The sequence below is a fragment of the Pseudomonas sp. P42 genome (genome assembly GCF_017973755.1).
Lineage (GTDB): Bacteria > Pseudomonadota > Gammaproteobacteria > Pseudomonadales > Pseudomonadaceae > Aquipseudomonas > Aquipseudomonas iridis.
Window position 1 is genome coordinate 461,865 of the sequence record NZ_JACOPU010000004.1, and the last position, 23,312, is coordinate 485,176.

Genomic DNA, 23,312 nt, shown 5'->3' on the forward strand with positions numbered 1-23,312 from the left:
CAAGAATCTTTGATGCCGCCACGGTAGGGTTTTGAACTTATCGACAAGGTGACTGGAACATTACAAATCCGTTATCCACGGTTGCGGGAAGTTGTTTTGCACTAGCATGCGAAGTGCGACATTCAATTATGTAATACACGGAAACAAATACACCGAAGTTATCTGCCGAACAGCACTTGCCTGAAACGAGTTCTCATGAAGGGTGCCCTATCGCCCTGCGGCAGGCTGCCGCAGTGGCTCTATTCAAGGCTTCATCGAGAGGTTTTTCGTTGACTCTGTAGCTACTACAGCCTTTACCTTGCACGTCTGCACGCAGAGAAATCTCTGTAGGAATATTTTTAGTCGTTAATAAAACCCGTCCGGAAGCCCTTACAAAAACAACAACTTTCCCGGCCACCCTTAATTAAATATCCATTAAATAAAAGTGGTGATAGATCATGCGAATCCTTGTCATCGAGGACGAGCTTAAAGCTGCCGAATACTTGCATCAGGGTTTGACCGAAAGTGGTTATATCGTCGACCACGCAACCACTGGCGCCGACGGACTGCATCTGGCGCAACAACAGGCTTATGACTTGATCATTCTCGACGTCAATCTGCCGGAACTGGACGGCTGGGGCGTGCTGGAACAACTGCGCCGCACTCATTCCACGCGGGTGATGATGCTCACCGCACGCGGGCGTCTGGCCGACAAGATTCGCGGGCTCGATCTGGGCGCCGACGACTATCTGGTCAAGCCATTCGAATTCCCCGAGTTGCTGGCGCGGGTGCGCACACTGATGCGCCGCAGCGAAAACATCCCGGTGCCACAGGTGCTGAAAGTCTCTGATCTGGAGCTCGACCCCGGGCGTCATCGCGCGTTTCGCGGCGAGCAACGCATCGACCTGACCACCAAGGAATTCGCCCTGCTGCATCTGCTGATGCGCCAGTCCGGCGAAGTGCTGACCCGCACGCAGATCATTTCACTGGTGTGGGACATGAATTTCGACTGCGACACCAATGTGGTCGAAGTGTCGATCCGGCGCTTGCGGGCGAAGATCGATGATCCGTTCGAGCACAAGTTGATCCACACCCTGCGCGGTGTCGGCTACGTGCTGGAGGCGCGGGAATGAAGCCAGCCAGCCTGTCGATGCGCCTGGGTTTGACGGTGAGTATTCTCGGCGCGCTGTTGGTGGTGTTTCTGGCGATCCTGGCGTATTTCGCCCTGACCCATGAACTGAATGCGCTGGCCAGAGACAGCCTGGAAAAGAAAATGGCGCAGGTTGAGCACAGCCTGTCGCTGTACGCCGATGTTGGCGAAATCAGCGGAAAACCGCACATCCTGCTCGATCAGGTGATGGGGCACGACAACCTCACACTGACCATTTACGACCGCTCAAATTTGCGTTTGCCACGGCTCAAATCCGGCTCGGGTCTGGCCGATCCACGCGTCGAATTGAAAGCGGTTCGGGCGACCACCGATCAGTTGAGCTACAGCGACAGTACCGACGCGCAAGACGCAAAGTTTCTCACTGCCTCCAAGTTGATCCGCCTCAAGGATGGCAGCAGCGTGCCGGTGTTGCTGTCGATGGATAATGCCCATGATCAGGCGTTGCTCAGCGCCTATCTGCGTTCCACGCTGATTGCCTTGCCGTTATTGCTGGTGTTCATCGGCCTGAGTGCCTGGGGCGCGGTACAGCGTGGGCTGGCGCCGATGCGCGAGTTTCGTAAAGTGGCCGCGATGGTCTCGACCCAGGATCTGGATCATCGGCTGTCAGTCGTGAACATGCCCCAGGAGTTGAGCGAACTGGCGCAGGGCATCAACTTCATGCTGCATCGACTGGATGCCGGGGTGCAGCAGCTGTCGCAATTCTCCGATGATCTGGCCCATGAGCTGCGCACGCCGATCAATAACCTGATGGGCAAAGCGCAGGTGACGCTTTCGCGCGAGCGCAGCGTGGACGAGTACAAGGATGTGCTGGTGTCGTGCACTGAAGAGCTGGAGCGCGTGGCACGGATTGTCTCGGACATGCTGTTTTTGGCGCAGGTCAGTCATCCGTCGGCATTGGCACCTTTTGAGTCGGTGGCGCTGGAGGACGAAGCGCTGAAGGTGGCGGAGATGTTTTCGCTGTCGGCACAGGACAAGCAGATTCATCTGAATGTGCTCGGCAGCGCAGCGGTGATGGGGGATCGATTGATGATTCAGCGAGCGATCTCGAATCTGCTGTCCAACGCACTGCGCCATTGTCCGTCCGGCAAAACCGTGACTTTGCTGATTGAACAAGGTGCGACACAGACCTCATTGCTGGTCAGCAATCCAGGCGCGGGGATCGAGGCGCAGCATTTGCCCCATCTGTTTGATCGCTTCTACCGCGTCGACAGCAGCCGCTCACGCTCACAAGGCAGCACCGGGTTAGGACTGGCAATCGTGCGCTCGATCATGAGCCTGCATCAGGGCGTGGCTGACGTGAGGAGTTTGCCGGGGGCGATGACCGTGTTCCGCCTCGGTTTCCCGACTGCTGAGTCATCCGTATAGGCACCCATCCTCCCACAAACGCCGAAAGCTCTCGCCGCAACCTCGGTTTCGTCCTACAGCCAGTAACAGTGAATAGCTCTATCGTGGATGCCTTCGGGAGGGAATATCGGAGCGAGTAAGGATCATGAAACGAGATACTTTTTGGGAGTTGGTTGAGGGCGCCGACACCATGGCTGCCAGCCGGCAGAGCAAAACCAGGCAAATGCCCCACACCTATGGTCGTGCTGCCCTCTCACTTGTCTGCGCGGAACATTGGCGCGATTTTGCGGCCCTGGAATATTCTGGCTATATTTGTCCAGAATACGGGGGAGAAATAATGATCATCGTTCCGCTGGCGGAAGCCAAAAACAATCTATCCAAACTCGTCGATGACGCGGCAGCGGGACAGGTCATCACGATTGCCAAACATGGTCGTGCGCTGGCACGCCTCGTCCCTATGGGAAAATCCAATGGCCAACGTATAGGGGCAATGAAAGGAAAACTGGTGCTACCCGAAGATTTCGACGCCCCATTACCTGACGACATGCTCGATTCTTTCGAAGGCACGCAGTCATGAGGATTCTGCTGGACACGCACATTCTGCTCTGGACGCTCAGTGATGACGCCAGACTCTCCGGCAAAGCCAGAAAGCTGATTGAAAACGCTGCCGATATCTACATCAGTGCTGCCACCTTCTGGGAAATGGCAATCAAGGTCGGACTCGGAAAGCTGAACGTTGATCTCGAGGAAATTCGGCAGTACTGCATCGAGAGTGGCTTTATAGAACTACCGGTAACGTCTGAACACGCAATCGCCGTGAAAGATCTTGAGCACCATCATCGTGATCCGTTCGACCGCCTTATCGTTGCAACCGCAATGACCGAACCGATGAAACTCCTCACTGCTGACCCATTGGTTGCCCGGTACACAGATCTGGCTGTTCTGGTTTAGTTCGGGCACAAAAAAGACAGGGAAACACCACTGAAACCTGTGGGAGCGAGCCTGCTCGCGAAAGCTGTGGGTCAGGCAGGAAAAAAAACGGCACCTTTCGGTGCCGTTCGCTTTTCACATTTCAGCTTTTACTTGCGCGCATCCGCCCACGATTTGAGCAGTTCGTTGTAGCTCACGGTCTCGCCCTTCGGCTTCTCGTTGGCCAGTTTCGGTTTCGGTGCGCCCGTCTGGTCGAACCAGTATTGCGCGTCGCGTTCCGGGTTCATTTTCGGTGCGCAGGTGGCCTGGGCCTTGGAGCGTTCGAGGCGCGTCATGATCGCGTCCTGATCCTTGGCCAAGCCATCCAGCGCCTGCTGCGGAGTCTTCTCGCCGCTCGCCGCTTCGGCGATGTGGCTCCACCACAGTTGTGCCAGACGTGGATAGTCAGGCACGTTGGTGCCGGTAGGCGACCATTGCACGCGGGCCGGGCTGCGATAGAACTCGACCAGACCACCGAGTTTCGGCGCCAGATCGGTCATGGCCTGCGAGTTGATGTCCGACTCGCGAATCGGTGTCAGACCGACAATGGTTTTCTTCAGCGAAACCGTTTTCGAGGTCACGAACTGCGCGTACAGCCACGCCGCGAGTTTCTGTTTCTCAGGCGTGGATTTCATGAACGTCCACGACCCCACATCCTGATAGCCGAGCTTCATGCCCTCTTCCCAATACGGGCCTTTAGGCGACGGCGCCATGCGCCACTTCGGCGTGCCGTCGGCGTTGACCACCGGCAGGCCGGGTTTGGTCATGTCGGCGGTGAACGCGGTGTACCAGAAGATCTGCTGGGCGATGTTGCCCTGCGATGGCACCGGGCCGGACTCGGAGAAGGTCATGCCCGCGGCTTCCGGTGGCGCGTAGGCCTTGAGCCAGTCGACGTATTTGGTGGTGGCAAACACCGCCGCCGGACCGTTGGTGTCGCCACCGCGGGTCACGCTGGAACCGACCGGATGGCAGTCCTCGACGCGAATCCCCCACTCGTCCACCGGCAAACCGTTGGGCAAGCCCTTGTCGCCGCCACCGGCCATGGAGAACCAGGCATCGGTGAAGCGCCAGCCCAGCGACGGGTCTTTCTTGCCGTAGTCCATGTGCCCGTAAACGCGCTTGCCGTCGATTTCCTTGACGTCTTCGCTGAAGAATTTGGCGATGTCTTCATAGGCGGACCAGTTCACCGGCACGCCCAGCTCGTAGCCGTACTTTTCCTTGAACTTGGCTTTCAGGTCGGCACGCTCGAACCAGTCAGCGCGGAACCAGTACAGGTTGGCGAATTGCTGGTCGGGCAGTTGATAGATCTTGCCATCCGGCGCGGTGGTGAACGAGATGCCGATGAAGTCCTTGAGGTCGAGGGTCGGCGAGGTGAAATTCTTGCCTTCGTTGGCCATCAGATCGGTGATCGATTCGGTCTTGCCGTAACGAAAGTGCGTACCGATCAGGTCCGAGTCGTTGACCCAGCCGTCATAGATATTCTTGTCGGACTGCATCACCGTCTGCATCTTTTCCACCACGTCACCTTCTTGCAGCAGGTCGTGGGTGAGCTTGATCCCGGTGATTTCAGTGAAGGCCTTGGCCAGCACCTTGGACTCGTATTCATGGGTGGTCAGGGTTTCCGAAACCACCTTGATGTTCATGCCGCGAAACGGCTCGGCCGCCTTGATGAACCACTTCAATTCTTCAAGCTGCTGTTCGGCCGTCAGGGTCGACGGTTTGAATTCGCTGCCGATCCACTTTTTCGCGGCATCTTCGTAGGCATCGGCCCAGGCAGATGCGCTCAAACCGCTGAGTGCCAGCATGGCTGCCAATGAAATGCTATGTCGCAGCTTATTGTTTTTGTCGAACATAGAGACCTCCTGTTTAGGATTTCGGAGCACGATTGCCGATCAATTCGACTAGCCCCAACGCATCACAGCCAACAGCCACACCAGGGACAACGCGGACGCGACCCAGATGCTCCAGTCGGTGGCGCCGATTACCAGCAAATGCAGGTAGGCGCTGCCGAGAAGACCGATAAACAAGCGATCGCCACGGGTGGTGGCAATCGGCAGAAACCCTCGCCGCAGAATGCTCGGCGAACGCAATTCCCAAGTGGTCATGCCCACCAGAATCAGGCCGATGACGATGAAGAATGTCGCTGTGGGGGTGGTCCAACTCATCCATTCCATCATCAGTTCCTCAAACTCGACCGAGGGCAAAGCCCTTGGCCACGTGGTTGCGAACAAACCAGATCACCAGCATGCCGGGCAGAATGGTCAACACCCCCGCCGCCGCCAGCACGCCCCAGTCGATACCGGAAGCCGACACCGTTCGGGTCATTACCGCCGCAATCGGCTTGGCGTTTACCGAGGTCAACGTGCGCGCAAGCAGCAGTTCGACCCAGGAAAACATGAAGCAGAAAAACGCCGTGACGCCGATGCCGGAGCCGATCAGCGGGATGAAAATCTTCACGAAGAATTTCGGGAAACTGTAGCCATCAATGTAGGCGGTTTCGTCGATTTCTTTCGGCACGCCGGACATGAATCCTTCGAGAATCCACACCGCCAACGGTACGTTGAACAAGCAATGCGCCAGCGCAACAGCGATGTGCGTGTCGAACAGACCAATCGACGAATAGAGCTGAAAGAACGGCAACAGGAACACCGCCGGCGGCGCCATGCGGTTGGTCAGCAGCCAGAAAAACAGGTGCTTGTCGCCGAGAAACCGATAGCGTGAAAACGCGTACGCGGCGGGCAACGCCACGCTCAGGGAAATCACCGTGTTCAGGCTGACGTAGTACAACGAATTGAGATAACCGGTGTACCAGCTCGGATCGGTGAAGATCACCTTGTAGTTCGCCAGCGTGAAGTCCTGTGGGAAAAGCGTCAGGCCACCGAGGATTTCGGTGTTGCTCTTGAAGGACATGTTCAGCAGCCAGTAGATCGGCACCAGCAGGAACAGGATGTAGATCAGCAGCGGAATCAGCTTTCTCTTGCTCATGGCCGGGCCTCAGCGGTTGGCGTCGGAGTGCGTCATGGCGGTATAGAACAGCCAGGACACCAACAGGATGATCAGGAAGTACACCAGCGAGAAAGCCGCTGCCGGACCCAGGTCGAATTGGCCTACAGCCATCTGCGTCAACGTCTGACTCAGGAAGGTCGTAGCGTTACCCGGCCCGCCGCCAGTGAGCACGAACGGCTCGGTGTAGATCATGAAACTGTCCATGAAACGCAGCATCACTGCGATCAACAGCACGCTCTTCAGCTTGGGCAACTGAATGTGCCTGAACACCGCCCATCCCGAAGCGCGGTCGATGCGCGCGGCCTGGTAGTAAACGTCAGGAATCGCCCGTAATCCGGAGAAACACAGCAGCGCCACTAATGAGGTCCAGTGCCAGACATCCATCACCAGCACGGTCACCCAGGCGTCCATGGTGTTGGCGGCGTAGTTGTAGCTGATGCCCATGGCGTTGAGGCTGGAACCGAGCAAACCGATGTCGGCACGACCGAAAATCTGCCAAATGGTGCCGACCACGTTCCACGGGATCAGCAGCGGAATCGCCAGAATGATCAGCACCACCGACGACCAGCGGCCCTTGGTCGGCATGGTCAGGGCGACAGCGATGCCCAGCGGAATTTCGATCAACAGCACGCAGGCCGAGTAGATGAACTGGCGCAGCAGCGAGTCATGCAGACGCGGGTCGAGCAGCACCTGCTTGTACCAGTCGGCGCCGACAAAGTAGCGGCTGGACTGGTCGAAGATGTCCTGCACCGAATAGTTGACCACGGTCATCATCGGGATCACCGCACTGAACGCCACCAGCAGAAACACCGGCAACACCAGCCACCAGGCCTTGTTGTTCTGCACCTTGTTCATGGCTGCACCTCGCTGTTTTCGCTGGCTTCGAGGAGGAATTCGTCGGCATAGACCATCAGCCACTGCGCCGGAAAACTGATGTAGGCCGTGCCCTGCGGCACCGGTTTGTCTTCGGCCAGACGAACTTTCAACGGTGCACCGTCGAGGTCGAGGGTCATGATCTTGTAGGTGCCGAGGTCTTCGACGTGTACGACCCTGGCCTGCATCGCGTCATCAAACGGCTCGTCCCACACATGAATAAACTCGGGACGGATGCCGACCTTCAGATTTTTCCACTGACCGTGTTCGATATGGCGCTGCAAGCCGTCGGACAACGGCAGGTGCGTCGAGGCGAAACCGACGCCACCGGGTTGCGGTTGCACTTCGATCAGGTTCATCCCCGGGCTGCCGATGAAGTAGCCGACGAAGGTGTGGCTGGGCCGCTCGAACAATTCCCGCGGCGTGCCGAACTGGACGATCTGGCCGCCGTACATCACCGCGATCTTGTCGGCGAAGGTCGAGGCCTCCAGTTGATCGTGGGTGACGTAGACCATGGTGATGTTGAACTGCTCGTGAATCTGCTTGAGCTTGCGCCGCAGCTTCCATTTAAGGTGCGGGTCGATCACCGTCAGCGGCTCATCGAAGAGGATCGCCGAGACGTCATCGCGCACCAGACCACGGCCCATGGAGACTTTCTGTTTTTCGTCAGCGGTGAGGTTGCGCGCCTTCTTGCTCAGCAGGTTTTGCAGGTCGAGCACTTCGGCGATTTCCTGCACCTTGCTGTGCACTTTCGCCTCGGCCATGCCCTGATTGCGCAGGGGGAACGCGAGGTTGTCGAACACGGTCATGGTGTCGTAGACCACCGGAAACTGGAAAACCTGAGCAATGTTGCGCTTCTCCGGCGTGAGGTCGTTGACCGCTTTGCCGTCAAACAGCACATGTCCTTGCGAGGGACTGAGCAGACCGGAAATGATGTTGAGCAACGTCGATTTACCGCAACCCGACGGCCCGAGCAGCGCATAAGCCCCACCCTGTTCCCAGACGTGATCCATCTCGCGGATCGCATAATCCTCCGCGCCACTCGGGGTTTTGCTGTAGCTGTGGGCGAGGTGTTGCAAGCGGATTTCGGCCATCAGGCAACCCTCGCGACACGCCGGCCCGGTGCTTGCACCAGACGGCCCTGCGCATCGAAGACAAACAGTTTATGGGTCGGGATATAGATGCGGATCGGCGCATCGACGTCGTATTCGTGGACACCCGGCAGGTGCAGCACCAGCAGGAAATGTTCGTTGCGCACGTGCAGAAAGGTTTCCGAACCACTGATCTCGGCGACTTCGACGGTGACCGCCAATTCAAGGTCGTCATCGTTGCTCGGCACCAGCGAGATATGGCTGGGGCGCACGCCAAAGCGGAACTCGCCCTCGCCCACCGGACGCAGATCGACGTTCAACGGGAAGTGCACGAAATTGGCGAAGCTGACTTCGTTGCCGGCAATCCGCCCGGGCATCAGGTTGATCGGTGGCTCGGAGAACAATTCGGCGGCGAGCACCGTTTGCGGCTGGTGGTACACCTCGGTCGACGGCCCGCTCTGAATCACCCGGCCTTCGTGAAGAATCGTCGTAGTGCCGCCCAGCGCCAGGGCTTCGTTGGGTTCGGTGGTGGCATAGATGGCGATGGTGTGGCGCAACTTGAACAGCTCGCGCATTTCCTGACGCAGTTCCTCGCGCAGTTTGTAGTCGAGGTTGACCAGCGGCTCATCGAACAGAATCAGTTCGGCATCCTTGACCAGCGCCCGCGCCATGGCGGTGCGTTGTTGCTGACCGCCCGAGAGCTCCAGCGGATAACGCTGCAAGAACTTCTCGATGCGCAACATTCGCGCGGTTTCCTGCACCCGGCTGTGGATGATCTCTTTCGAGATACCGGCCTGGCGCAGTGGCGAGGCGATGTTCTCGAACACGGTCATGGTCGGGTAATTGATGAACTGCTGATAGACCATCGACACGTTGCGCAAGCGCACTGGGCGTTGCGTGACGTCGACGCCGTTCATCAGCACGCGGCCGCTGTCTGGCTTGTCGAGGCCGGCCACCAGGCGCATCAGGCTGGTTTTGCCGGACAGCGTGCGGCCGAGCAAAACGTTGAACGAACCGGGTTCGAATTTCAGGCAGGCATCATCGATCCAGATCTGGCCCTCGACGGTGCGGCTGACGTGCTCCAGGGTGAGTGACATGGCTCGGCCTTTTTTATTTTTGGAGTCAAGCGACCTGTGCACTAGAGCGACTTTCGTGCCAAAAATGGCAAGTTGTTGATTTGTCGTGAAAATCGCCGAAAACGTCGAGAAGCGGCCTTCAATGGTGAACACATTTGAACAGTTGGACGATTGACAATGAACAATAGTGAACAACACTCTATGGATGCTTTTTGCCCGATCCTGAAGACGATATAGATCCCTGTGGGAGCGAGCCTGCTCGCGAAGGCGGTGTGTCATTCAACGAATTTATTGACTGGCCCGGCGCTTTCGCGAGCAGGCTCGCTCCCACAGGGGATGCCTGTAGTCCTCAGGATTTGGGTTCATAACAATAATAAAAATCGCTGCATCAGAGGCTGACCGCCATGGCCGCACCTGCCCCGCCGTTGTCCCACGACGCGATCGTCCAGAGTTCCTGGCAACGCTGTCGCGCGTTCGGTCTTGACCACCAGAGCACCCCGGCTTTCGATCAACTGCCCGCCGCCAGCATTGCGCGGCTACTCGACAGTCAACATTCGTTGGTGCAGACCACCCACCAGGAAGTGCTGCCCTATTACGAGAACATCCTCAGCAATTCCAATTGCCTGATCATGCTCGCCGATAACCAGGGCCAGGTGCTGACCTCGTGGGGCACGCAACGCTTTATCGAGCCGAATCTGGCGCGGGGTTTTCAGGCCGGTGCGAGCTGGATGGAGCGCTGCAGCGGCACCAATGCCATCGGCACGGCGCTGGCCTGTGAGCAGGCCGTGCATATCGAACACGACGAACATTTTCTTAAAGCCAACCGCTTCATGACCGGTTCCGCTGCGCCGATTTTCGACGCCGAGCGCAAGGTGATTGCGGTGCTCGACGTCTCCAGCGACAGCTATCTGCCGCCGTCGCACACACTGGGCATGGTCAAGATGATGAGCCAGACCGTGGAGAACCGGCTGATCCTCAACCTGTTCCACGGTCAGCACTTTCAACTGACCTTCAACACCGGGTTGAACAACCTCGACAGTCAGTGGGCCGGGTTGTTGATCTTTGATGAGAGCGGCCAGGTCCTGTCGGCCAATCGCCGGGCGGACAATCTGCTCGGCGTGCGTTTGTCGCGGGTGAGCGTCGAGAGCCTGTTCAAAGTGTCGTTGCTGGAGTTGATCAATCAGCCAGACGGCTTGCCGTTTGCCTTGCAGACCTCGGGGCGCAACCGCTTTCAGTGCTTGTTGAAGCGGCCGAAACAGGCACCGATTCAGGCGCGGGTTTTTACTGCTGAAGCTAAACCCGTCGTTTCTACGGTGATCAGCCTCAACACCCTGCACTTCGGCGACAGCCGCGTGGAAAAAGCCGTGCGGCAGGCAGAACGGCTATTGGAAAAAGACATCCCCTTGCTGATCCACGGCGAAACCGGCGTCGGCAAAGAGGTGTTCGTCAAAGCCCTGCATCAGGCCAGCACGCGCAGCAAACAAGCGTTTATCGCCGTCAACTGCGCAGCGATCCCCGCCGAACTGGTCGAATCCGAGCTGTTTGGCTACGAGAAAGGCGCGTTCACGGGCGCCAACCAGAAAGGCAGCATCGGCCTGATCCGCAAGGCTGACAAAGGCACGTTGTTCCTCGATGAAATCGGCGACATGCCGCTGCCCACTCAGGCGCGGTTGTTGCGGGTGTTGCAGGAGCGCTGCGTGCAACCGGTGGGCAGCAGTGAGTTGTTCCCGGTGGATCTGCGAATTATCTCGGCGACTAACCGTTCATTGCGCGAGCAGGTGCAACTGGGACGGTTTCGCGAGGATCTGTATTACCGCATTGGTGGCCTGACGCTGGAACTGCCGCCGCTGCGCGAGCGCAGTGATAAACAAGCGCTATTTAAACGGCTTTGGGAGCAACATCGAGAGCCGACGCAGTGGGCGGGTTTGAGCCCAGAGGTGCTGGAATTGTTCGACAAGCATCCGTGGCCGGGGAATCTGCGTCAGGTCAGTAGCGTGATGCAGGTGGCACTGGCCATGGCTGAAGAGCAACCGGTGCGGGCGGAACATTTGCCGGATGATTTTTTTGTCGATCTGGAGATGGAGCCGGTTGAGAGCGCGCAGCCGTTGGGGTTGGATTTGAATGATGTTGAAGCGTTGAATCGGGAGTTGAAGGCAGCTGGGGGGAATATTTCGCATCTGGCGCGGCGGTTGGGGGTTAGTCGCAATACGCTTTATAAGCGGTTGCGGCAGTTGGGCGGTTAACAGCGAAGATCAAAAGATCGCAGCCTGCGGCAGCTCCTACACGGTGTACGCAATGCCACTGTAGGAGCTGCCGAAGGCTGCGATCTTTTGACTTTGAAAACTATATAAAAGCAGTGCGCATTACGAATACGCCGACTCAATATTTGTCGTTGAAGCAGCAGCCAACGTACGCAACCCAATCAACACAACCACCATCATCATCACCCCCGCACCAATCGCCACCCCGAACCCCGCACGCGCGCCATAAGCATCAATCACCGGCCCCGCGAGCATGCCCCCAAGCGCTACGCCAATGCTGATGCCAGTGGTCATCCACGTCAGCCCTTCTGTCATCCTGGACGCAGGGATGATGATCGTCCCCAACTTCATGACCACGACCATGGTGGGCGCAAACGATATGCCCGCGATAAACAGCATCGCTGACAGGACATAAACATCTGTTGCGAAAACCGGCAATACGCCCGTGATTGCCGTGACCAATATGCCGATAAAGAACTGTTTTTCTATCGGCAAGGTTAGCCGCAATGCACCGAACGTCAGACCCGCCACCAGCGAGCCCAACGCATAGGCGGCGAGGATGAAGGTGGCAGACGCTGGCCAGCCTTGATCATTGGCGAAAGCCACGACGGCGACATCGATTGCGCCGCCAATGGCCCCCATCGCCAACAACGCAAGGACAATGGTGCGAACGCCGGGAATCAGCAAAGTGGAACCGGTGTTGCTGCGGTTGCCAACAACCACTTTCGGTTCGGTTTGACGCTGCATGAGAAACGCCGTCACCCCGATGGCCAGCAGCCCGACCGCAACCAGTGGCCCGGCTTCGGCGAAGAAGGTCACGCTCAAACCGATCGCCAGTGGCGGGCCGATGATGTACGCGAGTTCGGTCAGGACCGTGTCCAGTGAGAACGCCGTGTGCAACTGCGGCTTGCCGCGGAACAACTGCGTCCAGCGTGCCCTGATCATGGACGGCATGCTGGGCATCGTCCCCGCCAGTGCCGCCAGAACAAAAAACAAGGCGGCAGGAGCCCTCATGTAGACGGCGAAGATCAGCGCCAGCAGCATGACCACGCTGAATGCCGTGACGATGGGCAGCACTCGACTCTGGCCGCGCTGATCAACGAATCTCGAAATGACCGGGCCGAGCAGCGCATTGGCCAGGGTGAACGTACCGGCGACGGCGCCGGCCAGCCAGTAGACACCGGTTTGCTGGACCAGCATGGTGATGATGCCGATGCCGATCATTGCTTGTGGCAGTCGGGCAATAGAGCTCGCGAGCACTAACCCGGTGGCGCCGGGTGTCGTGAACAGTTCGCGATAGTGATTGGCCATGGTTCCTCCATTTATTCGTCGCTGAGCTGCATCCTGCTGAACGCGCTGCCGCCCATGTTGGCGGAGTCAGACATCAAGACCTACGCGTAGAGCAAAAGCAACCCCCTCACCCCAGCCCTCTCCCGGAGGGAGAGGGCTGGGGTGAGGTGTCTGACGTTTTACATCGACCTGAAAAAACCAGTCGATTATGGATTCAAAGCAGCACGTTCAAGTCGGCGCATCTTTTAAACATCCCCCAATCAGTCCCCTCTCCCTCCGGGAGAGGGTTAGGGTGAGGGGTTCTTCTTCGTGACAGGTCCGAGGGTTGGGGGCACAGATCAAAAGATCGCAGCCTTCGGCAGCTCCTACAGGATCGCGCTCGATGCAGGAGCTGCCGAGGGCTGCGATCCTTTGATTTAAAAAAACAAAAACCCGCACAAGGCGGGTTTTGTTTGTAACAGGTATGGCAATCAGTCAGCCAGACGCCAGGTAGTCCCACCCTTACCGTCTTCCAACACCACACCCATCGCGGTGAGCTGGTCACGAATACGGTCGGACTCAGCCCAATCCTTACCCGCCCGTGCCGCCAGGCGCGCAGCAATCAGCGCGTCGACTTCAGCCGCGTCAACACGCCCTTCGGCGCCAGCCTGCAGGAAGTCGTCTGCTTCGAGTTGCAACACACCCAGCACGCTGGCCAGTTCTTTCAAACGGGCAGCCAAACCAGCCGCTGCATCAAGATCGCTCTCGCGCAGACGGTTGATCTCACGCACCATCTCGAACAGCACCGCGCAAGCTTCCGGCGTGCCGAAGTCGTCGTTCATCACCGTGGTGAAACGTTCGACAAACGCTTCGCCGCCGGCAGGCGCCACGTTCGGCAGGCCTTTCAACGCGTGGTAGAAACGCTCGAGTGCGCTTTTGGCGTCCTTGAGGTTGTCTTCCGAATAGTTGATCGCGCTGCGGTAGTGGCTCGATACCAGCAGGTAACGCACGACTTCCGGGTGGTACTTTTCCAGCACGTCGCGGATGGTGAAGAAGTTGTTCAAGGACTTGGACATCTTCTCGCCATTGATGCGAATCATGCCGCAATGCATCCACGCGTTGGCGTAGGTCTTGCCGGTGGCTGCTTCGCTCTGGGCGATTTCGTTTTCGTGATGCGGGAACTCGAGGTCGCTGCCGCCGCCATGAATATCGAAGGTCTCACCGAGGCAGCACGTCGACATCACCGAGCATTCGATGTGCCAGCCCGGACGCCCGTCGCCCCACGGCGATGCCCAGCTCGGCTCGCCCGGCTTGACGCCTTTCCACAGCACGAAGTCCAGCGGATCTTCCTTCGCTTCGTCAACTTCGATCCGCGCACCGATGCGCAGGTCTTCGATCTTCTTGCGCGACAGCTTGCCGTAGCCCATGAACTTGCCGACGCGGTAGTACACGTCGCCATTGCCCGGAGCGTAGGCATAGCCCTTGTCGATCAGGGTCTGAATCATGGCGTGCATGCCCGGAATGTGATCCGTGGCGCGCGGTTCCATGTCCGGCTTCTTGATGTTCAGGCGCGCTTCGTCTTCATGCATCGCGGCGATCATGCGCTCGGTCAACGCTTCGAACGACTCGCCGTTCTCGTTGGCACGATTGATGATCTTGTCGTCGATGTCGGTGATATTGCGCACGTAAGTCAGGTCGTAACCGCTGAACCGCAACCAGCGGGTCACCAGGTCAAACGCGACCATGCTGCGACCGTGGCCCAAGTGGCAGTAGTCGTACACGGTCATCCCGCAGACGTACATGCGCACCTTGTTGCCATCGAGCGGCTTGAAGACTTCTTTGCTCTTGGTGAGCGTGTTGTAAATCGTAAGCACGTTGGTTTCCTTGACGCTAAATCACTGGCCCCACGAATCACGCAGGGTCACGGTACGGTTGAATACCGGCTGACCTGGTTTCGAGTCCTTGATATCGGCAACGAAGTAGCCTTCGCGCTCGAACTGGAAACGGTCTTCCGGCTGTGCATTGCCAAGCGATGGCTCAGCACGACAACCGGTCAGCACTTGCAGCGAATCAGGGTTGATGTTGTCGAGGAAACTGGCGCTGTCTTCGGCCTTCTCCGGGTTGGCCGAACGGAACAGACGATCGTACAGACGCACTTCGCACTCGATGCTGGCGGCGGCCGGCACCCAGTGGATCACGCCTTTGACCTTGCGGCCTTCCGGGTTCTTGCCCAGGGTTTCGGGGTCGTAGGAGCAACGCAGCTCGACGATGTTGCCGTCGGCATCCTTGATCGCTTCGTCGGCGCGGATCACGTAGCTGCCGCGCAGGCGCACTTCGCCACCCGACTCCAGACGCTTGTAGCCCTTCGGCGGCTCTTCCATGAAATCTTCACGGTCGATGTAGATTTCCCGGGCGAACGGCAGAGCGCGCACGCCCATGTCTTCTTTCGGATGGCGCGGCAGTTCGAGGTTCTCGACCTGGCCTTCCGGGTAGTTGGCGATCACGACTTTGAGCGGACGCAGCACGCACATGGCACGCGGGGCGCTGTGGTCGAGGTCGTCACGGATGCTGAATTCGAGCATGCCGAAGTCGACCACGCCGTCGGAACGGTTGGTGCCGATCATTTCGCAGAAATTGCGGATCGATTTCGGTGTGTAGCCACGACGACGGAAGCCCGACAGCGTGGACATGCGCGGATCGTCCCAGCCATTGACGTGCTTTTCATCGACCAGTTGCTTGAGCTTGCGCTTGCTGGTGATGGTGTAGTTGAGGTTCAGGCGGCTGAACTCGTACTGACGCGGGTGCGCCGGCACTGGCAGCGCATCGAGGAACCACTCGTACAGCGGACGATGGCTTTCGAATTCCAGGGTGCAGATCGAGTGGGTGATGCCTTCGATGGCGTCCGACTGACCGTGGGTGAAATCGTAGTTCGGGTAGATGCACCACTTGTCACCGGTCTGATGGTGATGGGCGTGGCGGATGCGATACATGATCGGGTCGCGCAGGTTCATGTTCGGCGAGGCCATGTCGATCTTGGCACGCAGCACGCGGGCGCCGTCCGGGAACTCACCGGCGCGCATGCGGGCGAACCAGTCGAGGTTCTCTTCAACCGAACGGTCACGGAACGGGCTGTTCTTGCCCGGCTCGGTCAGGCTGCCACGGTATTCCTTGGCTTGCTCGGGCGTCAGGTCGTCGACGTAGGCCTTGCCGGCCTTGATCAGCTCGACGGCCCAATCGTGCAACTGGTCGAAATACTGCGAGGCGTAGCGCACTTCGCCGGACCATTCAAAGCCCAGCCATTTGACGTCGCTTTCGATCGCGTCGATGTATTCCTGATCTTCCTTGGCCGGGTTGGTGTCGTCGAAACGCAGGTGCGTGACGCCGCCGAACTCCTGGGCCAGGCCGAAGTTCACGCAGATCGACTTGGCGTGGCCGATGTGCAGGTAGCCGTTGGGCTCAGGCGGGAAACGGGTGATGATCTTGGTGTGCTTGCCCGAGTCCAGGTCTGCCTGGATGATCGGCCGCAGGAAGTTGACCGGCACGGCGGGGCCGGACTTGGCATTCGAGGTAGGGTCGACAGTGGGCTTGCTCATAGGATCCTTGACTTACATGTGCGCGGCCGCAGAAGAGGGGCCAGACAAAACAAAGCCGCTATCATAGCCGATGCTGTCAAGGGGCTGACAGAGCAGGCCCTATAAAGGCGTGCATTTAATCGCACGGAAATGAAAAACTGCCTCGAAATTCACGCCTGTCACGCTAAACTGCGCACCTCGGCCTTCAAGGGCTGAACCGGTAAAGGGTGCAAATGGCCCATACCCACGAATTCCTTATAAAGAGTAGCGATCATGACTCAAGTAAAACTGACCACTAACTTCGGTGACATCGTCATCGAGCTGAACGAAGAAAAAGCCCCGATCACCGCGGCCAACTTCATCGAATACGTTAAAAAAGGTCACTACGAGAACGTCGTGTTCCACCGTGTGATCAAAGGTTTCATGATCCAGGGCGGCGGTTTCGAGCCTGGCATGAAGGAAAAGAAAGACAAGAGCCCAAGCATTCAGAACGAAGCTGACAACGGTCTGAAGAACGAGAAGTACACCCTGGCCATGGCTCGCACCATGGACCCGCATTCGGCATCGGCACAGTTCTTCATCAACGCCACCGACAACGGCTTCCTCAACCACACCGCCAAGACCGCTCAGGGTTGGGGTTACGCGGTATTCGGTAAAGTGGTTGCGGGCTTCGACGTTGTCGACAAGATCGAAGGCGTTTCCACCACGTCCAAGGCAGGTCACCAGGACGTACCAGCAGACGACGTGATCATCGAGAAAGCCGAGATCATCGAAGCGTGATATTGCTGATTTCAGACTTGCATCTGGAAGAGGAGCGCCCGGACATAACCCGGGCGTTTCTGGATTTGCTCGCCGGACGCGCCCGCTCGGCGAGTGCGTTGTACATTCTGGGCGACTTCTTCGAAGCGTGGATTGGCGACGATGCCATGACACCTTTCCAGCGTTCCATCTGCCAGGCCCTGCGCGAATTAAGTGACAGCGGCACGGCGATATTTCTGATGCACGGCAATCGCGACTTCATGCTCGGCAAGGCCTTTTGCAAGCAGGCCGGCTGCACATTATTGAAGGATCCGAGTGTCGTGCAGTTTTACGGCGAGCCAGTGCTGTTGATGCACGGCGACAGCCTCTGCACCCGCGACGTCGGCTATATGAAGCTGCGTCGTTATCTGCGCAATCCGGTCACCCTGTTTGTCCTGCGGCATCTGCCACTGCGCACCCGCCATAAACTGGCGCGCAAACTGCGCAGCGAGAGCCGGGCGCAGACGCGGATGAAGGCCAATGACATCGTCGATGTCACGCCCGAGGAGATTCCGCGGATCATGCAGGCATTTGGCGTAAAGACTCTGATTCACGGCCACACCCATCGTCCGGCGATCCACAAGCTGCAACTTGGTGAGCAGGCGGCGAAGCGAATTGTGCTGGGTGATTGGGATCGTCAGGGTTGGGCGTTGCAGGTGGATGAGAACGGGTATGCATTGGCGCCGTTCGACTTTGCCCCGCCTCCAGCCCTGCCCGCCCCCGCAATCTAAAGACCGAACAAAAAACCAATGTGGGAGCGAGCCTGCTCGCGAAAGCGGTGTATCAGACACCTCAGTGCTGAATGACACACTGCATTCGCGAGCAGGCTCGCTCCCACATTGGATGGTGTTGCAGATCAGTGGCCGGAAGCAGCCGGCCCCGCCTTCGCCGCAAACGGCGGCTTCGCCAGCCACACAATCAATATCAACCCCATGAACCCCCAACCCAACAGCGTGAAGTAATCCACGGTGGAGAGCATGTACGCCTGACTGGTCAGGATCTGATCCATCTGCGCATAAGCCGATTGGCTCGCCCCGCCCAAATGATTCAAGGTCTCGCGAGTCGCCGGCTCGAAAGTGCTGATACTCTCGCTCATGTACGCATGATGCTGATCCGCGCGACGAATCCAGATCCATGTGGTCAGCGACGCCGCGAAGCTGCCGCCCAACGTCCGCAAAAATGTCGCAAGGCCTGCGCCGTCAGCGATCTGGCTTGGCGGCAAGTCCGACATCAAGATGCTCAACGTCGGCATGAAGAACAGCGCCACGCCAATGCCCATGAACAGTTGCACCAGCGCAATGTGCTGGAAGTCCACCTCGTTGGTGAACCCGGCGCGCATGAAGCAGCTCAGGCCAATCGCCAGAAACGCCAGCCCGGCCAGCAAGCGCAGGTCGAACTTGTTCGCGTACTTGCCGACAAACGGCGACAGCAGCACCGGCAGAATACCGATCGGCGCCACGGCCAGACCGGCCCAGGTCGCGGTGTAACCCATCTGGGTTTGCAGCCATTGCGGCAGGATCAGGTTGATACCGAAGAACCCGGCATAACCCAACACCAGCACAATCGTGCCGATGCGGAAGTTGCGATGGGCGAACAGGCGCAGATTGACCACCGGGTGCTGATCGGTCATTTCCCAGATCACGAACACCGCTAGCGCAACCACCGAAATCGCCGCGCCGATGATGATGAAGTTCGACTCGAACCAGTCCAGGTCATTGCCCTTGTCGAGGATGACCTGCAACGCGCCGACACCGATGATCAGCGAGATCAGCCCAACGTAATCCATCGGCTGGCGACTGGTCACCCCCGGACGCTTGGCCAGTTGCGAACGCACCACCATCACCGCAAAGATGCCGATCGGCACGTTGATGAAGAAGATCCACGGCCAGCTATAACTGTCGGTGATCCAGCCACCGAGGATCGGTCCGGCAATCGGCGCGACCACCGTGACCATCGCCAGTAACGCGAGCGCCATCCCCCGTTTAGCGGGGGGATAAACAGCGATCAACAATGTTTGTGTCATCGGGTACAACGGCCCGGCGACCAGACCTTGCAGCACCCGGAAACCGATCAGTTCCGGCATCGACGTCGAGATACCGCAAAGGAACGACGCCAGTACAAACAGAATGGTCGCCCAGAGAAACAGCTTCACCTCGCCGAACCGGCGGCTGAGCCAACCGGTCAGCGGCAGCGCAATCGCGTTGCTCACGGCGAACGAGGTGATCACCCAGGTGCCCTGCTCCGAACTCACACCGAGGTTGCCGGAAATCGTCGGCAGCGCCACGTTGGCGATGGTGGTGTCGAGCACTTGCATGAACGTCGCCAGCGACAGGCCGATGGTGCTGAGCAACAGGCTGGGCGGCGTAAAAGAGGCGTTATTGCTCATCGTGAATCCTTTGAAACCAGGTTGACGCCGTGCCCTTGTGGGAGCGAGCTTGCTCGCGAAGGCGGTCTGTCAGACAAATCAATGCTGAATGACGCACCGCTTTCGCGAGCAAGCTCACTCCTACAGGGTCAGATGCGATCTCAGCGTTGCGCGGTTTTGCTGGCCGCGGCGCTGTTGTCGTGGATCAGCCGCGCAATCATCGCGTCGGCTTCGGCCAGTTGGCGGTCGTAGACGTTGGTGCTGAACGAGGCTTTTTGCGGCGGCTGCTGGGCCAGTACCGGGCCGCTCTGGTCGTGCAGATTGACCTCGACATTGGTCGACAGACCGACACGCAGCGGATGCTTGGCCAGTTCTTCAGCGTTGATGTGAATACGTACCGGTACACGCTGGACGATCTTGATCCAGTTACCGGTGGCGTTCTGCGCAGGCAACAGCGCAAACGCGCTGCCAGTGCCGGCGCCGAGGCTGTCGATGGTGCCGCTGTATTTCACGTCGCTGCCGTAGATGTCGGATTCGATGTCCACTGGCTGGCCGATGCGCATGTCACGCAACTGGGTTTCCTTGAAGTTGGCATCGATCCACAGTTGATCCAGCGGGATCACCGCCATCAGAGCGGTGCCCGGTTGCACACGCTGACCGAGCTGCACGGTGCGTTTGGCGACGTAACCGGTGACCGGTGCAATCAAAGTGCTGCGGGCATTGGTCAGATAGGCCTGACGCAGATCGGCGGCGGCCGACATCACGTCCGGATGCGACGAAACCACGGTGTCGTCGACCAGTGCGCTGGTGGTTTTCAGTTGCTGTTTAGCGTTGGCCAGGGCGTTTTGTGCCGAGGTCAGGTCATCGCGAGCGTGGGACAGTTCTTCCTGGGAAATCGCCCCGCCCGAAGCAAGATTCTTGCGGCGGTTGTAGTTGTCCTGGGCTTTCTGCACTTCAGCTTGCTGGGCGTTGACCTGGGCTTTCATGCCATCGACATTGCTGTACAAGCCGCGCACCTGACGCACAGTGCGCGCCAGTTTCGCCTGAGCACTTTGCAGGCCGACTTCAGCGTCGTTGGGGTCGAAGTTGATCAGCACCTGACCTTCGTGAACCAGATCGCCATCGTCAGCACCAATGCTGACCACAGTGCCGGTCACCAGCGGGGTGATTTCAACGACGTTGCCGTTGACGTAGGCGTCGTCGGTGCTTTCACTCCAGCGCCCGATGAATTCGTGATACGCCCAGACGCCGGCGATGGCGAGGATCACCACGACGGCCAACGTCAGCAGCATCACTTTACGTTTGCGCGGGTTGCCGGTGTCCGGGGTGTTGTCTTGAGCTTGAGTGTTTTCGGCAGTGGCCATGACAAATACCTTGAATTAGTTGTGCGGCGTGGCTGGGCGGGCGTTGGCTGCGGTCAGGGTTTGCCCCTGGAAGCCGCCGCCCAGCGCTTGCATCAGTTGAATCGACAGGTCGATCTGCTCGGCATTGAGGTTGGCCAACTGACGCTGGGCCTGGAGCAATTGCTGCTCGATGCTGAGCACGTCCAGGTAGTTGCCGATGCCGGAACCGTAACGCTGGACGATGGTGTTGTAAGAATCCTGAGCAATGTCGGTGGCGTGTTGCTGCGCGCCGATCTGCCGGCCGATGTCACGTAACTGGTTGATCGTGTCGCTGACATCGCCGAGTGCTTTCACCAGACTTTTGTTGTACTGCGCCACCGCCAGATCGTAATCGGCGTCGCGCGCATCGAGGTTGGCGCGCAGGCGTCCACCGTCGAAGATCGGCACCGAAATGGTCGGGGCTATGTTGAAGAAGCGACTGGCCGAACCGAACATCGCATCACCCAACAACGATTCCGCACCGGCCGAGGCCGTGAGGTTCAGGTTGGGATAGAACCGGGTTTTCGCCGAGTCGATGTCTTTGCTCGCGGCTTCCACGCGCCAGCGGGCGGCGACCAGATCCGGACGACGACCGAGCAGTTCCGCCGGCAACATCGACGGTACGGCCACGGCGCTGGCCTGCAGGATTTTCGGTCGGGCAATTTCGTTGCCGCGATCCGGGCCTTTGCCGAGCAGCACGGCCAGGGCGATCTTGGCGCTGTTCAGACGTTTTTCGGCATCGATCAGACTGGCTTCGGAACTGGCTTCCAAACTTTGCGTTTGCTGGAACTGGTACTGGCTGTCGATGCCGGCACTCAAACGGCGCTGGCTCAGTTCGAGCATCTGTTTAGTGCGTTTGAGGTCTTCGTTAGCCAGGTCATAAACGATGTGCGCCTGCCCCAGATCGCTGTAGGCCCGGGCCACGTCGGCGGCGAGGGTCAACTGCGCAGCCTGACGGTCGACTTCGGCGGCACGGGCCTCACCGAGCGCGGCTTCCCAGGCATCGCGCTGGCCCCCCCACAGGTCGAAGTTGTAATTGAAGCCGGCGCTGACGTTACGCACGGTGGCGTAGGCATCGCCCTGCCCTCGCGGGTCCTGATCCTTGGCCAGCCGCGAGCGGCTGATGCCGGCGCTGGCGTCCAGCGTCGGATAACGCTCGGCATCGGCGGCATACGCGGCGGCGCTGGCCTGATGGGCGCGGGCTTCGGCGATCTGCATGTCGGGGCTGTCGTGCAGGGCTTCGCGGATCAAGCCGTCGAGTTGCGGATCGCCGAGGCTGGTCCACCAATCGCTTTTCGGCCAGGCCGCCGGCGACAGCGTGACGCCATTGAGCGACTGACCGACTTTGAGGCTTTTCGCATCAAGGCTCTGACCTTGAGTGTCGAGGCCGCTGTAGTTGGCGCAACCGGCGAGAATCATCGCCGACAGCACCAAAGTGAGGCTGCTGCGCAAGGTTTTACCGCTCATTGTGTTCACCTAACCGCTGGATAGTGATCGGGTCACCGGCTGCCAGCAGAATTTTCTTGAGGATGTATTCCAGGGTTTTCAACTCGTCCGGAGTGACGGCACCGGCCAGTTCATTCATTGCGTCGGCGCCGATGTGCGGCAGGCGATCGGCCAGTTGCTGGCCTTGTTCGGTCAGTTTCAGTTGCACCTGACGGCGATCGCCTTCGCTGCGTTGGCGAACCAGAAAGCCTTTCTGCTCCAGACGATCAAGCATGCGCGTCATCGAACCGCTGTCCAGCGACAAGTGCCGGCACAGCTCGGCCGGCGTATCGACGCCGTACTGGGCCATGATGATCAACACCTTGAACTGCGCGGCAGTAATGCCGTGGGGCTCCATGTGGGTGTCGATGATCCGGTCCTTGAGCAGCGCAGCACGGCCAAGCAACAGGCCGAGATGGCAGTGTTTGAATTCATCCGGGGTGAAATGCTTCATTTGCTCACCTAATAACTGCCTAGGCAGTGAATGTATGTCGAGATGTTACTGCCTAGGCAGCGAATGTCAACGAAATCGTTAGCAGGCTAGGTAATTAGCTGACAAATGGGCGGGGGTTCTGCGTTGCGCACTCGGACGTCATCGCTGGCAAGCCAGCTCCCACAGGGTCCTCGCCGGGCACACCATTCAGTTGTGCCAGAGAGACTTGTGGGAGCTG

The 23,312-nt window shown here is 58.7% G+C and carries 20 protein-coding genes; 7 read left to right on the forward strand and 13 right to left on the reverse strand.

What is annotated here, in order from left to right:
- Window positions 1-437: 437 nt before the first annotated feature.
- From H8B20_RS15315 to H8B20_RS15330, 4 genes are all read left to right on the forward strand, one after another.
- Window positions 438-1,112, forward strand: a complete 675-nt coding sequence (locus H8B20_RS15315) for a heavy metal response regulator transcription factor (RefSeq protein ID WP_210623740.1) — start codon at window positions 438-440, stop codon at window positions 1,110-1,112.
- Window positions 1,109-2,515 (forward strand): heavy metal sensor histidine kinase, encoded by a 1,407-nt coding sequence (locus H8B20_RS15320; RefSeq protein ID WP_210623741.1) that lies wholly within the window; start codon window positions 1,109-1,111, stop codon window positions 2,513-2,515. Before H8B20_RS15315 ends, H8B20_RS15320 begins: the two co-directional genes overlap by 4 nt.
- A 202-nt stretch (window positions 2,516-2,717) precedes the next feature.
- The gene (locus H8B20_RS27845; protein ID WP_414704602.1) at window positions 2,718-3,071 is read left to right on the forward strand and encodes a type II toxin-antitoxin system Phd/YefM family antitoxin; all 354 of its coding nucleotides are present in this window, start codon (window positions 2,718-2,720) and stop codon (window positions 3,069-3,071) included.
- The gene (locus H8B20_RS15330; protein ID WP_042559889.1) at window positions 3,068-3,445 is read left to right on the forward strand and encodes a type II toxin-antitoxin system VapC family toxin; all 378 of its coding nucleotides are present in this window, start codon (window positions 3,068-3,070) and stop codon (window positions 3,443-3,445) included. Before H8B20_RS27845 ends, H8B20_RS15330 begins: the two co-directional genes overlap by 4 nt.
- Before the next feature lie 128 nt (window positions 3,446-3,573).
- Here the strand turns inward: H8B20_RS15330 and H8B20_RS15335 are convergent, their stop codons facing one another.
- The 6 genes from H8B20_RS15335 to H8B20_RS15360 are packed head-to-tail and all read right to left on the reverse strand — an operon-like array spanning window position 3,574 to window position 9,530.
- Window positions 3,574-5,316, reverse strand: a complete 1,743-nt coding sequence (locus H8B20_RS15335; protein ID WP_210623742.1) for an ABC transporter substrate-binding protein — start codon at window positions 5,314-5,316, stop codon at window positions 3,574-3,576.
- Between the two features lie 48 nt (window positions 5,317-5,364).
- On the reverse strand, window positions 5,365-5,637 hold the full coding sequence (locus tag H8B20_RS15340; protein WP_042559891.1) for a DUF2160 domain-containing protein: 273 nt from the start codon (window positions 5,635-5,637) through the stop codon (window positions 5,365-5,367).
- A 10-nt stretch (window positions 5,638-5,647) separates the two neighbouring features.
- A complete protein-coding gene (locus H8B20_RS15345; protein WP_003232361.1) occupies window positions 5,648-6,448 on the reverse strand; it encodes a carbohydrate ABC transporter permease in 801 nt (266 codons plus the stop codon).
- 9 nt (window positions 6,449-6,457) lie between these two features.
- Entirely contained in the window at window positions 6,458-7,324 is an 867-nt protein-coding gene (locus H8B20_RS15350) for a carbohydrate ABC transporter permease (protein ID WP_042559892.1), read from the reverse strand.
- Window positions 7,321-8,436, reverse strand: coding sequence for an ABC transporter ATP-binding protein (locus tag H8B20_RS15355; RefSeq protein ID WP_047301953.1), 1,116 nt, complete (start codon window positions 8,434-8,436; stop codon window positions 7,321-7,323). The genes H8B20_RS15350 and H8B20_RS15355 overlap by 4 nt, the downstream gene beginning before the upstream one ends.
- Entirely contained in the window at window positions 8,436-9,530 is a 1,095-nt protein-coding gene (locus H8B20_RS15360; RefSeq protein ID WP_210623743.1) for an ABC transporter ATP-binding protein, read from the reverse strand. The genes H8B20_RS15355 and H8B20_RS15360 overlap by 1 nt, the downstream gene beginning before the upstream one ends.
- 383 nt (window positions 9,531-9,913) lie before the next feature.
- Here H8B20_RS15360 and H8B20_RS15365 point away from each other — a divergent pair, with 383 nt between their 5' ends.
- A complete protein-coding gene (locus tag H8B20_RS15365) occupies window positions 9,914-11,752 on the forward strand; it encodes a sigma-54-dependent Fis family transcriptional regulator (RefSeq protein ID WP_210623744.1) in 1,839 nt (612 codons plus the stop codon).
- Window positions 11,753-11,872: 120 nt separating this feature from the next.
- Here H8B20_RS15365 and H8B20_RS15370 read toward each other — a convergent pair whose 3' ends face one another.
- The 3 genes from H8B20_RS15370 to H8B20_RS15380 all read right to left on the reverse strand — a co-directional run bounded on the left by H8B20_RS15370 (window position 11,873) and on the right by H8B20_RS15380 (window position 16,632).
- A complete protein-coding gene (locus H8B20_RS15370) occupies window positions 11,873-13,081 on the reverse strand; it encodes an MFS transporter (RefSeq protein WP_115147419.1) in 1,209 nt (402 codons plus the stop codon).
- 449 nt (window positions 13,082-13,530) lie between these two features.
- Window positions 13,531-14,913: a cysteine--tRNA ligase gene (gene cysS, locus H8B20_RS15375; RefSeq protein ID WP_042559897.1), complete on the reverse strand. Its 1,383-nt coding sequence runs from the start codon at window positions 14,911-14,913 to the stop codon at window positions 13,531-13,533.
- Window positions 14,914-14,934: 21 nt separating this feature from the next.
- The gene (locus H8B20_RS15380) at window positions 14,935-16,632 is read right to left on the reverse strand and encodes a glutamine--tRNA ligase/YqeY domain fusion protein (protein ID WP_210623745.1); all 1,698 of its coding nucleotides are present in this window, start codon (window positions 16,630-16,632) and stop codon (window positions 14,935-14,937) included.
- A 252-nt stretch (window positions 16,633-16,884) separates the two neighbouring features.
- Here H8B20_RS15380 and H8B20_RS15385 point away from each other — a divergent pair, with 252 nt between their 5' ends.
- Window positions 16,885-17,391, forward strand: coding sequence for a peptidylprolyl isomerase (locus H8B20_RS15385; RefSeq protein ID WP_042559899.1), 507 nt, complete (start codon window positions 16,885-16,887; stop codon window positions 17,389-17,391).
- Window positions 17,388-18,140, forward strand: coding sequence for a UDP-2,3-diacylglucosamine diphosphatase (gene lpxH, locus H8B20_RS15390; protein WP_042559900.1), 753 nt, complete (start codon window positions 17,388-17,390; stop codon window positions 18,138-18,140). The genes H8B20_RS15385 and lpxH overlap by 4 nt, the downstream gene beginning before the upstream one ends.
- A gap of 125 nt (window positions 18,141-18,265) precedes the next feature.
- Here the strand turns inward: lpxH and H8B20_RS15395 are convergent, their stop codons facing one another.
- From H8B20_RS15395 to H8B20_RS15410, 4 genes are all read right to left on the reverse strand, one after another.
- Entirely contained in the window at window positions 18,266-19,795 is a 1,530-nt protein-coding gene (locus H8B20_RS15395) for a DHA2 family efflux MFS transporter permease subunit (protein ID WP_210623746.1), read from the reverse strand.
- Window positions 19,796-19,935: 140 nt separating this feature from the next.
- Complete coding sequence (locus H8B20_RS15400; protein ID WP_210623747.1) at window positions 19,936-21,138, reverse strand: HlyD/EmrA/EmrK family protein; 1,203 nt, start codon at window positions 21,136-21,138, stop codon at window positions 19,936-19,938.
- 15 nt (window positions 21,139-21,153) lie between these two features.
- On the reverse strand, window positions 21,154-22,623 hold the full coding sequence (locus H8B20_RS15405) for an efflux transporter outer membrane subunit (protein WP_210623748.1): 1,470 nt from the start codon (window positions 22,621-22,623) through the stop codon (window positions 21,154-21,156).
- Complete coding sequence (locus H8B20_RS15410; RefSeq protein WP_047301963.1) at window positions 22,613-23,095, reverse strand: MarR family winged helix-turn-helix transcriptional regulator; 483 nt, start codon at window positions 23,093-23,095, stop codon at window positions 22,613-22,615. The genes H8B20_RS15405 and H8B20_RS15410 overlap by 11 nt, the downstream gene beginning before the upstream one ends.
- Window positions 23,096-23,312 lie beyond the last annotated feature (217 nt).